Genomic DNA, 13450 nt, shown 5'->3' on the forward strand with positions numbered 1-13450 from the left:
TTTTTCGAAATATTGTAAGCGATTTACTTTAAGAAAAAGAGTGAGTGTCGATAAGTCATCGACACTCAATTTAAAGCGCTTATTTTAAATCACGAATACCATTAATTAAATCTTCAGTAATCGCTTTGCCAAACTCTTCGTAAACGGGCTCAAGTTCAGCTTTGATAGCCTCTTTTTGAGCAGCTGTTAATTCAACCACTTCAATGCCAGAGTTCTTAATGTTTTCATACGATTTGGCGTTTTCTTCAGCAGCTAAATCCCAAGCTAACGTTGTAGCCTCATTTAAAGAATCTTCAACCGCTTTTAATAAATCGCTAGGAATTTTATCCCAGAAAGGTTTGTTCACAAAGATAGCGTAGTCAAGACGACCGTGTTCAGATACAGAAAAGTACTTTTGAACTTCTTGGTATTTTTGAGTATCGAAGTTGTTGAACGTATTTTCTTGTCCATCTACAGTTCCTTGTTGCAGAGCAGCGTATGTTTCACCGAATGAAATCGTCGCTGAGCCAGCATGTAAAGCTTTAAATTGTGCTTCAAGAACTTTCCCTGCTTGTGCACGGAATTTTAAACCTTTAAAATCTTCAACATTTACAAGTGGGTGTTTGTTATTTGAAAAATGTTTAAAGCCGTTTTCCCAGAATACTAAACCTTTAATATCATTTGCGGCTAATTGATCGGATTCAAGAATGGTTTTTGCTACGTCAGAATCAAAGAATTTACGAACATGCTCTTCGTTTTCAAAAAGGTAAGGCATGTCTACGTATTGCCAACGAGGGTCAATTTTCACCATTTTTGTAACAGATGGAGCAATCATATGTACGTTTCCAGATACTAATGCATCCAGTTCATCATTATCGCCATATAATTGAGAAGAAGGATAAACTTCAACTTTCACTTTACCGTCAGTTTTCTCCTCAACTAATTTTGCAAAAGCATCGGCAGCTTTTCCTTTAACACTGTCAATTGATGTAACGTGAGAAAATTTAATAACAAGCGGTTTATCTTTTGTATAACCACCATCTCCTTCAGCTGCTGGAGCAGAGGCTGTTTCTTTTTTGTCGCCACCACACGCGGCTAATGCTAGTACAAGCACAGCCATCAGTGACATAAGAAGCCATTTTTTCATGTCAAATCCCCCTTAAAGTTTTGATTATAGTTAAAAGGATCCCCTTTAAACCCAAGTTAATGACGTGATTGGTTTTTTGGCAGTGCCAGTATATATTTCTTGTTATAGTTATTTGCGTAATACTCATACACTGGGTCAAATGCAGATTCCCATTGCTGAACATCTTCATCTGTAAAGTAATGAATATTGATACAACTACAAGCTTCCATTTCTTGCAAACGTTCTGCTGTAAGATTTTCTGCCAGTTGCCATTCCCATTCTTGTACTTCTGCAAGCGTTTCAATAAGCAATGTTTGAACATCCTTCGGTAAGGATTGCCAGAACTCATTGTTCATCAGTAGCAAATAACCTAAATAACCATGATTACTAATAGTTAAGTAGTCTTGTAAGGAATGGAGGTTTTTACTTGTAATATTTGTTAAAGTATTTTCCTGTCCATCTACATTGCCTTTTTGTAGTTGATGGAAGACCGTGTTGAAATCTATGCGTTTTGGATAGGCACCAACACTTAAAAATTGTTCTGCTAAAATATCACTTGGCATGATGCGCATGCGTAAGTCTTTTAAGTCAGAGACATCTTGGATAGGGCGGATACTATTACTCAATTGTTTGAATCCACTATCCCAAACACCCATTGAAAACAGATTGTGGTCATTTAATTTCTTCATTAATGATTGACCCACTTCACTATCAATGTATGAACGTACTTCCTCAGCATTTTTAAATGCATAGGGTAAGTCCATCACTGACCATTCGGGAACGAGTGTAGTAATTTTTGAAATGGCTGGTGCAATCATTTGAATATCGCCACGTAAAAGCGCATTCATTTCTTCACCGTCTTTATAAAGAACACCATTTGGAAAGACTTGAATTTCTACATGACCATTACTTCGTTGTTTAATGAGCTCGGCAAACTTTACTGCCGCCATTCCCTTTGGTGTGTTTTCACCAACTACATGTGAAAAGCGAATAACAATTTGTTCTTCATGACTTAATTGCTCATTGTCTGTAGGGTAGTCTTGTTGCTGACAGGAAACTAACAGCACTGTCAGTAAAATGAGAACGCTCACAAATTGTTTGAGAATACGATTGCGCCACATATAAATTCACCTCTAATCTATTGAAGATGTGAACGCTTTTTATTGTATTGTATTTATTGAAATACTCAATATTATGGTATTAATGAACATTTTGGTATTTATGGTATATAACAATTTATTATTTTAATAAACTGTTACAAAACAGATTGCGTGCTTTTTTTCTTATGTGTAAGTAAGTGAATTGAAATGCTTTAATGCTAAAAAACTTCTCAAAAGAAAAGAATCTGCACGTCTTGTATGGGAAACGATAGCATAGCAAAATCCTGAAGAGAACGTGGATATTGCTATGCTTGTTGCTTACCCACAAAAAGCGAGCAGATTCTTATTTCTTGCTATTAGTAATCACAAACGTGGAGAAATTGCGCAGGATGCCATTATTTAATGGAATAGTATTTTGTAGGCCGTCCAACAGCTCCGTATTTTAATTCGATTTGCACAGTACCTTTTGTTGCTAAAAAGTCTAGGTACTTGCGGACAGTTACTCTCGCCATGCCAACATTTTGCGCAAGCTGTTCAGAAGTAATAGGTGCCTGAAGTGTTGTTAAGTAACCTAAAATTTGTTCCATTGTAATGTTGTTCAAGCCTTTAGGCAGTTCAAGCATTTCGTGCTGGATGCCTAACCACTGATCAATATCCTCTTGGTTAATTGTCGCGGTGCTTAGTAAACTTTTTGTAGCGTTTCGATATTGTTGTAAAGCTTTTTCGAAGCGATCAAAACGAAATGGTTTTATGAGATAATCCATTGCACCAAGTCGAAGGGATTCTTGTACAGTAGGTGCATCACGAGCGGCTGTAATCATAATAATATCGGATGGAATACGCTGCGCCCGAATTTTTAAAAACAATTCCATTCCCGTCATATCTGGTAAGAACATATCAAGTAAAATGAGATTAGGTTTTTGAATAATGATTTTTTCGTAGGCATCACGTCCGTTGACAGCCTCTCCGATAAGCTGAAAACCAGTCATTTTATTTAAAAACCCTTTGTTAACCTCAAGCACCATTGGATCATCTTCTACGATAAAAACTGTGAGTTTGCTCATTGTTCGTCCATCACCCCTATATTAATTGTAATTGTTGTACCAACATGAACAGTGGATTCTACTTGAATCGTCCCCTTATTGGATTCGACAATTTGTTTGACAAGTGCAAGTCCAATACCGTGTCCATCTTTTTGTTTCGTACTAAATCCGTATTCAAAAATACGCTGTGGTATGCCTTCTATTCCTTTCCCACTGTCCTGCACTTCTATAATTAAAAAGTGCTTATCCCCAATAATCGTTAAGTGAACATCTTTATGTAGACATTCGAAGCAAGCTTCCATTGCATTGTCCAGTAAGTTGCCGATAATGGTAATAATGTCACCACACGATAAACCACTCATAAAATCTACAAGGTTGGAATCTTCATCAATTGTTAGTTCAACGCCTAGTTCCTTAGCACGTGAGTATTTGCCAAGCAATAAGCCTTGAATTGAATAGTCTTGAAATTTATCATGCAAGCTTTGAATGATTTCCTCTTCATCTGTAATTTCATCGATAATGAGGCTTAATGCATCATCATTTCGTTCCAATTGGATAAGCCCTGCAATACTATGGAGACGGTTCATATATTCGTGTTGCTGTGCACGCAAAGAATCGACAAGCATTTTAATACCCGTTAATTCTTCGGCAAGCATATTTGCTTCTTTGCGGTCGGTTAACATGATGAGATATCCGGCATTTTGCTCCATAATCCGAATTGGAAATGTTCGAACTAAATACATTTGGTCGAACATTAACAGTGGTCGATAGATTTCGTGCTGTTGAATAGTATCCTCTGCCAGCCAAGTGTTTTTAAATAATGCTTTTCTGGAAACTTTATGCCCAAAGAAATGCGTATATTGCCTAGCTAATCGGTTAATAAATGTTACATTCCCGCTTTCGTCAGTCGCCAAAATACCAATATCCATCGCTTGAATAATGCCTGAGCGTTCTTCTACTAGCCGAGCGATTTCATAAGGTTCCAAATTCAATGTTTGGCGTTTTAAATGGTTAGCAACCCATACAGACCCACCTAAACCAATTACGAGCCCCCAAAAAAGAGAGACTAAAATATCAAATTGATATTGGTCTAAAAGGTTGTACCATTTTGGTGCCAGTAGCCCAACAGTAATAACGCCAACTTGTTTTGTACCTTCCTCATTCATTATTGGTACGAATGCTCGTATGGAATAGCCAAGGACACCATGCGCCTTTGATATGTACTCATGCTGTGAAAAAGCTTCTATTTCATCGCCACCTTCAAAAACGGTACCTAGCTTACTTTCAGATGGATGGGAGTATCGAATACGTTTCATATCAATGATCACAATGTAATCAACATCCGTTGTTAATCGGATACGTTCCGCAATGGGTTGAATAACTTCAAACCCCTCTTTTGTGCCTACATTTTTTTGTACGTCTGTCAGTTGCGAAACCGTTCGTGCTATAGCTATTGCACGGGCACCAAATTCTTTTTCCAAAGCGCCAGCTAGATTATGAATCATAATTGCACCACTCGTCGTGATAGAAAAAATAACAATTATGAACGAAAAGATAAACATTTTTAGTCGCAACGATATGTTTTTCATAAGTATGTAAAAGGAATGCTAAAATGGCAGCCTTTTATCATTTCATCACCTCTGTTATTGAAGATTTCGCTAAGTAAGCGCAGTGATTATGTAGAGTAGCACACCTATTTTTCTAACTAGAACTAGGACTATCATTCTATAATAAAGTAACATAAAAGAATAGCTTGTTGTAATACAATTCAGCTTAAAAGTATTCATTTCAATGGTGTACTATAACAATTTACATATACGTTCTCTGAGAAAAAATGAAAAAAGTGGGAAGTGCTATGAAGGTTTTGTTGTTCTATTATTTGTAACGTGTTTTCGGTAAATCAAAAAATTTATATTTGAATAATAAAAAATAATAGGTAATTTATCTTGAAAAGGTCGTTATACAAATCGTTTGTGTAAATTAATTTACATTTTAAATGCTTACTGGAGGAGTTTACATATGTTGTGATAGCTTGATTTCTTTTGCGCAAAGAAAATTTGCTTCGATAAGGTTTTAAAATTCTCTTTTGTTCTTAATATTTCTGTCTATCAATTATTTGTATTTTCTAACCCTTTACGTCTAGTGGTTTTGAATCTAGTGGCAGCGTAGGAGAATACATGGCTTAATATGTGAAAATATGCACAAATTTAGCTATTTTAAAATAATTTATTTAGCGTAAATAAGTACGGTAGAAAAATAATAATAGCTAAAATATGTTGGTGAAATTGTTTGATAAACGCCTTTTTTCTTAGGGACTGTAAGGATTTCGATGTTTTTGATATGCATTGACTAGTCGAAAACTTTTTGGAGAAATAATATTTTTTAGAAAAACATCTTGCATTCGAATAATTATAAGTGGTAAATTGTTTTACATGGACGTTCATAGAATTTTCACAGGTAGCAAAAGAGGGGAGAAATGAGAATTTATGAATAAAAATAGATGGTTAATTGCATTATCTGCAATCGCTATTCACCTTTCCATTGGTGGAGCCTACGCATACAGTGTATACAAGCTGCCGATTGTCACAGAAATGGGATGGAGTGAAACGAAGGTTACGATAGCCTTTACAATAATGATGGGGCTTGCTGGTTTTTCAGCAGCGCTATTTGGTAGTTTAGTAGAAAAAATGGGTCCGCGTAAATCGGCTATGGTAGCAGCAGTGCTGTTTGGAGCAGGACAAGCTGGTGCAGGTGTGGCAATCTCTATGGATTCTGTCACTTTATACTGGTTAACTTACGGCTTACTTAGTGGTTTAGGTATGGGAATTGGTTATATCGCACCTGTTTCTACATTAGTAAAATGGTTCCCAGACCGTCGCGGTTTAGCTACAGGTATGGCTGTATTAGGATTTGGATCGGGAGCATTAATTACTGCACCGGTAGCAGCAAACTTAATGGAAGCAGTCGGAATTTCTACAACTTACTTTATTTTAGGGGCAAGTTACTTCACGTTAATGATTTTAGGGGCTTCTTATATAGCGCCGCCAAAACCAGGTTTTATGCCTGCGAATATGAAAGCGGCAGCAGAAAAAGGCAAGGATGTAGTGAAAAAAGATTTAGCAGTAATGTCAGCTCGTGAAGCTGTGAAAACAAAGCATTTCTGGATGTTATGGTCCATGCATTTAGTCAATGTAACTGCGGGTATTATGATGATTTCTGTTGCATCTCCGATGGCGCAGGAAATTGTAGGTTTATCAGTTGCAGGTGCTGCAGCAATGGTAGGCGTTATGGGATTATTCAATGGTGGTGGTCGCTTAATTTGGGCTGCTGTGTCGGATTATATTGGTCGTTCAAACGTCTTTGTAATATTCTTTACAGCACAACTTATTACATTTATCGTATTGCCACATACGACAAACGTTATTATTTTCCAAGCACTTATTTTCTTAGTAGTTAGTTGTTATGGTGGCGGTTTCTCAAACTTACCTGCATTCGCAAGTGATCTATTTGGTACGAAGCAACTTGGTGTTATCCACGGTTATTTACTAACAACTTGGTCTTTAGGTGGCGTTTTTGGTCCACTTCTAGTGAGCGCTATTAAAAATGCTTATGATAGTTACATTCCTGTATTCTATGTATTTGCAGGTTTAATTGCCATTTCCTTAATTATTTCATTAACGCTACGTGCAGATGTGCGTAAACAAACTGCGTTAAAAACAGCAGAGCAAAAGGTTGGAGACGTCTCCGCTACACGATAATTTTTACTTTCAATTCGCACTTGAAAAGTATAGCCGTATTAGTGTCATTTCGCATATGACGCTAATGCGGTTTTTTATTTGTAGCAATTGTTATACAACACTTGATTAATCTTCGTCTAACATATAACAGCTCATGTTTGATGTCAATAAGATTATGGTAAATAAAGTGATTTTGCTACTAAAAGAGAAATTTTGCAACGTTATTCTATTTATAAGTGACAGCAATTTACTATAAAAATAATCAAAATAATAGTATATAAAGTGCTATATGTCTGTAGTGGTGGACTGTGACAAAGAATGGTGAATCTTTTCATGGCAATTAACGTATATAAGGGTATAAAGGAGGCGGACGATATGGGAAAGTATTCATTAAATGAATTCATTAAGAAAACGCAACAAGATGATTATGAGAACGAATATTTTGAGTTAGAAACAGAGCGTGTATTAGAGGTTAATTTAGATGGTGAAGTCTGGTCAAAAATGGGGGCTATGATTTCATACATAGGCGACATTAAGTTTGAGCGGGAACGTGTTTTAGAGCATGGCCTTTCCAAAATGTTTAAAAAAGCATTAACAGGCGAAGGGACGCAACTTATGAAAGCAAAAGGAAAAGGGCGTCTTTATTTAGCTGATCAAGGGAAAAAAGTGACTATTTTTGATTTAAAGGATGAAAGTATTTGTGTCAACGGGAATGACTTGCTGGCATTTGAACCAAGTATTAATTGGGACATTCAATTAATGCGTAAAATGGCTGGTATTATGTCTGGCGGACTGTTTAATGTAACGCTACAAGGAAGCGGTAAAGTAGCTATTACAACACATTTTGAGCCGTTGACGTTATTGGTGAAGCCTGGTGAAACGGTTTATACAGATCCTCATGCTACAGTTGCATGGTCAGGTAATTTAACACCTGAATTTAAAACAGACATTAGCTTCCGTACATTTATTGGACGTGGCAGCGGTGAATCGATTCAAATGGCTTTCTCCGGCGAAGGGTTTGTCATTATCCAACCGTATGAAGAGGTTTATTTGTCTAACGAAAGTTAAAATAAAGTAGGGACAAAAATGCAAAAGTGTTAGATTGACTGCTATCAATCTAACACTTTTTTGTTATGCCCCGTTGATGTCCGCTTCGGCGGTGCTTTCCGCTTAGCACAGTAAGCCGCAACTCTCTCTAACGCGCGGCTTACTTTGTGTGCTGTTCCCACAAAAGTCCTACCATTGCTACTATCAACTCGTCTATGCTAAGTTGTTCAAAGTGAATCGGGTCATTCGAATGCGGCGTTCATTCCTGCAATTCGTCCTGTCACAAGTGCAGACGTAATATTATAGCCACCTGTGTAACCATGAATATCTAATATTTCTCCGCAGAAAAACAAACCAGCCTTTTTCTTAGACGCCATCGTTTTTGGTTCGATTTCTTTCACAGAAACGCCTCCACCTGTAACGAATGCTTTGTCGAGTGATTGCGTACCGCTAACCGTCATTGTGAAATTGACTAGTAATTGTGCTAGCGCGCGAATTTTTTCTTGCGATAATTCAATGCCAGTCATTTGAACATCAATATTTGCACGGTCACATAAAAATAGCAGCCAGCGTTCTGGTGCGACGCCTTTCCAAACATTTTTCACTGCTTTTTTCGGTTCTTCTTTTATAAGCTTATTTAAATATTGCAGACATGTTTCCTCATTGAAATCTACAAGCGTTTGGATACGCATTGTGACAGGTTCATAACCCGTTTTCATTAACTCCTTGACGACAAACTGACTACAGCGTAATACAGCAGGGCCGCTTAATCCGAAATGCGTAAAGAGCATGTCCATTTGATGTGTTATTAGTGGTTTACCTTTTTTATTGAGAACGGATACCGCGACATCTCGTAATGCTAGTCCTTGTAGCTCTCTCGTTTGAATAAACTCCTCTTTTGATAAAACGGGCACTTCTGTTGGAAAGAGTGTTGTCACATTATGTCCAGCACGCTCGGCCCAAGGGTAGCCATCACCTGTTGAACCTGTTTGTGGCACTGCCTTGCCTCCAACTGCTACAATAACAGCCTTACAGCGTACTTCTGTTCCATCTTCTAAGCGCACACCAAGAATCTTTTCATCATCCATCAATAACTTGTTAACGGGTGTATTTAACCTTACTTCAACATGTAGTCGTTGCAATTGACGAATTAATGCATCGACTACATCTTGCGCTCGGTTGGACATAGGGAACATACGACCATGGTCTTCTTCTTTTAATGCAACACCTAGACCTTCGAAAAAGGCAATAATATCCTCATTGTTGTAAACAGTAAAGGGGCTATATAAAAAACGACCGTTGCCAGGAATATGTTTAACAATTTCTTCAACAGGTAGTCTGTTTGTTACGTTACATCGACCACCACCAGAGATTGCAAGCTTTTTCCCAAGCTTTGTCCCTTTTTCGAGAAGTAAAACTTTCTTTTTTCGTTCTCCAGCTGCGATGGCGGCCATTAATCCAGAGGGGCCACCACCGATAACGATTACATCATACATATATGTGAACTCACTTTCTTTTCATTATTAGGAACTTTTCCTATTATACATGAAGTCTATATAGAGGGCGGCTAGTTTACATTGAAAATTATAATAAAGTGCTTTATAATTTTTTATCTATAATGACAGCATGAAATGAACGGCTTTTCGTGCTATGATGATAGAGGTTATGCACTAAATTATGAGGTGAAAAATAGATGTGCGGATTTATTGGCTATATTAATGGAACAAATGTGATTGATCATCACCAAACAATTGAAAATATGATGAATACAATTATTCACCGTGGGCCAGATAGTGGTGGTATTCATAGTGACGATAAAGTAACGTTAGGTTTCCGTCGTTTAAGCATTATTGACTTATCAGACGTGGCAAATCAACCTCTTTATAGCCCAGATGGCAACATTGTGCTTGTTTTCAATGGGGAGATATATAATTTCCAAGAGTTGCGTAAGGACCTACAAGAAAAGGGTCATACATTTAAAACGAAATCGGATAGTGAAGTGTTAATTTTCGGCTATCTGCAGTATGGTGTAGAATTTGTCAAACAGCTTCGCGGTATGTTCGCATTCTGTATTTGGGACAAAAAGAATGATTTACAATTTATCGCGCGTGATGGCTTTGGTATTAAGCCTTTGTACTACACTGAAAACACAACGGATGGAACATTTATTTTTGGGTCAGAAATTAAATCTTTCTTGCCTCATCCAGCATTCATTAAAGAATTAAACAAAAATGCATTACGTCCTTATTTAACGTTCCAATATTCTTCAATGGACGAAACATTCTTTAAAGGTGTATTTAAATTACCACCAGCGCACTATATGGTCATTAAAAATGGACAAAAACAAATTGTCCAATATTGGGATAAAAAATTCCATGCGAAAGAAGCGCCGATTGAAAAATATGTGGAAGATATTCGTTCAACAGTAAAAGAGTCAGTAGATGCCCACCAAATTAGTGATGTAAAGGTTGGTTCTTTCCTGTCTGGCGGTATTGATTCTAGTTATATTACATCATTGCTACGTCCTGATAAATCATTCTCTGTTGGTTTTTCTGACTATGAAGATATGTTCAATGAGACAAACTTAGCAAAGGATTTATCGGATACATTAAATATTCAAAACGAGCGTAAATATATTACAGCGGATGAGTGTTTTGAAGCTTTGCCGAAAATTCAATGGCATATGGATGAGCCGCAGTCGAACCCATCTTCTGTACCGCTTTACTTCCTATCGGAGCTAGCGGCGAAGGATGTAACAGTAGTACTTTCTGGTGAAGGTGCGGATGAGATTTTTGGAGGCTATTCGTGGTACCAAAACTCTGGTCGAATGAAAAAATACGAGAAAGTACCATTTGGTCTACGTAAAGCATTACGAGGTATAGCAGAAGCATTACCTAAAAACCAATATACGCATTTCTTAGTAAAAGGCGGGCAAACGGTAGAGGAACGCTTTATTGGTGAAGCGGTTGTATGGGATGAAGATGACGCATTAAATGTCTTAAAACCAGCATACAAAAACGGACCATCTGTTCAAACAATTACGAAACGTATTTATGATGAAGTACCTGGTGATGATGATGTTACGAAAATGCAGTATTTAGATTTGAATTTATGGATGCCTGGAGATATTTTGTTAAAGGCAGATAAAATGAGTATGGCGCACTCTATCGAATTACGTGTACCATTTTTAGACAAAGAAGTAATGGAGCTAGCTAAAAATATTCCATCAAGATATCGTGTCAATGATATTGATACGAAATATGTCCTTCGTCAAGCGGCACATCAGGAATTACCAGAAGAGTGGGCAAAGCGTCCGAAGCTTGGCTTCCCAGTGCCAATTCGCCACTGGTTGCGTGAAGAAAAGTACTACAATATGGTGAAGGACATGTTTACAACTGACTTTGCCAACGAATTTTTCGATACGAAGCAACTAGTTGGTTATTTAGATGAACATTATGAAGGCAAAGCTAATCGTGGTCGCTATATTTGGACAGCGTATGTGTTCTTAGTATGGTATAAACAATTCTTTGTTGATATGTAACACAGAAGTAGCAGTTCAAAGAATCTAGTAGATTTTTTGAACCGCTATTTTTTTGGAAATATACTAGACAATGAATATCAATTTGTTCTAATATACGGAGAATTGAGGATTTCAAAAACTTTTCAGTGTTTTTTACATCTGTTCTCTTGTAAATATGTTAAGATAACAGTTGGTTTACTTGTTTTAATGTTTGAAAAGTGATGCTGTTACATCACTTATAAAAAGCTTGATTTTACTAATGAATGGATGGATACGATGTCCAATTTAATGAAAGGTACTGCGATATTAACATTAGGGATGTTTTTATCTAAGGTGCTTGGATTAATTTATATTTTTCCCTTTTATGCGATTGTTGGGCAGGAAAATATTGCGCTGTATCAATATGCATATATTCCTTACTCAATCATGCTCGCAATAGCCATTTCAGGTGCACCGATTGCTGTATCGAAATTTGTTTCTAAATATAATGCATTAGGAGACTATCAATCAGGACGCAAGCTGATGAAGTCGGGCATCCTTATTATGATGATAACGGGTATAGTGTCCTTTGCTGCTCTTTTTATATTGGCAACACCGATTGGTGAACTTGTTATTAAAAGCGATGAACAGAAATTTACTGTCGAGCAAATTGCTTCTGTAATTCGTTGGGTAAGCTTTGCGCTTATTGTTGTCCCATTTATGAGTTTATGGCGTGGCTTTTTTCAAGGCTATGACAAAATGGAACCAACAGCAGTTTCGCAGTTGGTGGAACAAATTGTCCGAATTGTTGTTTTATTAGGTGGTTCTTTCTTAGTGGTTGTTGTTTTTAAGGGTAAACCTGAAACAGCAGTGTCCTTTGCGGTATTTGCAGCATTTATCGGGGCAATTGGTGGTTTAATGGTGCTCTATTACTACTGGAAAAAATATCAACCAGAATTTAATTTATTACGTAGTCAAAGTATTACGTCTACCCAGCTACCAATGTCGGATATTTATAAAGAAGTGATAACGTATTCCATTCCGATGGTATTTGTAGGGGTGGCTAATCCATTATTTCAATTAGTGGATATGTTAACATTTAATGGCGCTATGAGTTCCATTGGTTTAGCCAAAGTAACAGATGAATATTTATCGATGATTAACTTTACAACACATAAAGTAGTCATTATTCCAGTTATGTTAGCAACAAGTTTTTCAATGGCGTTAGTACCAACGATAACAAAATATTTTACACAAGGTGAGTATTTATCGTTACGTCATGCGATGGATAAAACGTATCAAATTTTAATTTTCATTACATTACCAGCAGTTGTGGGCATTTCATTATTAGCGAATGAAATTTACTTTATGCTTTACTCTGAAAGCGAAATGGGTGCAACGATTTTAGCTCATTATGCACCAGTGGCAATTTTATTTGCGTTGTTCCAAGTTACTGCCGCGCTGCTACAAGGTATTGACTTCCAAAAGTGGATTGTCTTCAGTCTACTATCAGGTATTTTAGTAAAGCTAGCCCTTAACATAACGTTTATTCGTTGGCTAGAAGCGGACGGAGCTATTTTAGCAACAGCGATTGGTTATAGTGTATCAATTATTATTAATTTGCTAGTGCTTCGAAAAACGCTTAATTATAAATCAGAAATGGTTATACGTCGTGTTATGCTTATTTCACTTTTAACAGCTGCAATGGCTGTCAGCGTTTTAATCGTTCACAAGCTATTAGAACTTGTAATGGGTCCAGTGGATGGTAAATTCTCGGCGCTTGTCTATTCTGTTATTTGTGCAGCAGTGGGTGCTGCTGTTTATGGCTATTTGTCGTTACGCTTAGGTTTAGCACAAAAACTACTTGGTGAGCGCATAACACGAATTACAAGTAAATTAGGGTTTAAATAGGAGGAACA

Annotated in this window: 9 protein-coding genes; 4 read left to right on the top strand and 5 right to left on the bottom strand. The window is 37.0% G+C overall.

Annotation, left to right across the window (positions count from 1 at the left end):
• Positions 1-79: 79 nt before the first annotated feature.
• The 4 genes from LS41612_RS06055 to LS41612_RS06070 all read right to left on the bottom strand — a co-directional run bounded on the left by LS41612_RS06055 (position 80) and on the right by LS41612_RS06070 (position 4753).
• Positions 80-1126: a DctP family TRAP transporter solute-binding subunit gene (locus tag LS41612_RS06055; RefSeq protein ID WP_024363728.1), complete on the bottom strand. Its 1047-nt coding sequence runs from the start codon at positions 1124-1126 to the stop codon at positions 80-82.
• 56 nt (positions 1127-1182) lie between these two features.
• A complete protein-coding gene (locus LS41612_RS06060) occupies positions 1183-2226 on the bottom strand; it encodes a DctP family TRAP transporter solute-binding subunit (protein WP_029747346.1) in 1044 nt (347 codons plus the stop codon).
• Positions 2227-2600: 374 nt separating this feature from the next.
• Complete coding sequence (locus LS41612_RS06065) at positions 2601-3269, bottom strand: response regulator (protein WP_024363730.1); 669 nt, start codon at positions 3267-3269, stop codon at positions 2601-2603.
• Positions 3266-4753: an ATP-binding protein gene (locus LS41612_RS06070; RefSeq protein WP_080653365.1), complete on the bottom strand. Its 1488-nt coding sequence runs from the start codon at positions 4751-4753 to the stop codon at positions 3266-3268. The genes LS41612_RS06065 and LS41612_RS06070 overlap by 4 nt, the downstream gene beginning before the upstream one ends.
• A gap of 981 nt (positions 4754-5734) precedes the next feature.
• Between LS41612_RS06070 and LS41612_RS06075 the strand changes: the two genes are divergently transcribed.
• On the top strand, positions 5735-7006 hold the full coding sequence (locus tag LS41612_RS06075) for an L-lactate MFS transporter (RefSeq protein WP_024363732.1): 1272 nt from the start codon (positions 5735-5737) through the stop codon (positions 7004-7006).
• Between the two features lie 354 nt (positions 7007-7360).
• Positions 7361-8053, top strand: coding sequence for an AIM24 family protein (locus LS41612_RS06080; RefSeq protein ID WP_024363733.1), 693 nt, complete (start codon positions 7361-7363; stop codon positions 8051-8053).
• 221 nt (positions 8054-8274) lie between these two features.
• On the opposite strand, the gene LS41612_RS06085 is transcribed toward LS41612_RS06080, so the two are convergent.
• Positions 8275-9528, bottom strand: coding sequence for a BaiN/RdsA family NAD(P)/FAD-dependent oxidoreductase (locus LS41612_RS06085; RefSeq protein ID WP_024363734.1), 1254 nt, complete (start codon positions 9526-9528; stop codon positions 8275-8277).
• Positions 9529-9725: 197 nt separating this feature from the next.
• On the opposite strand from LS41612_RS06085, the gene asnB reads away from it, so the two are divergent.
• Both asnB and LS41612_RS06095 read left to right on the top strand, forming a co-directional pair.
• Positions 9726-11573: an asparagine synthase (glutamine-hydrolyzing) gene (gene asnB, locus LS41612_RS06090; RefSeq protein ID WP_024363735.1), complete on the top strand. Its 1848-nt coding sequence runs from the start codon at positions 9726-9728 to the stop codon at positions 11571-11573.
• Between the two features lie 255 nt (positions 11574-11828).
• On the top strand, positions 11829-13442 hold the full coding sequence (locus tag LS41612_RS06095) for a putative polysaccharide biosynthesis protein (RefSeq protein ID WP_024363736.1): 1614 nt from the start codon (positions 11829-11831) through the stop codon (positions 13440-13442).
• Positions 13443-13450: the final 8 nt, after the last annotated feature.

Origin of the sequence: Lysinibacillus sphaericus (assembly GCF_002982115.1) — a bacterium.
Taxonomy (GTDB): Bacteria; Bacillota; Bacilli; order Bacillales_A; family Planococcaceae; genus Lysinibacillus; species Lysinibacillus sphaericus.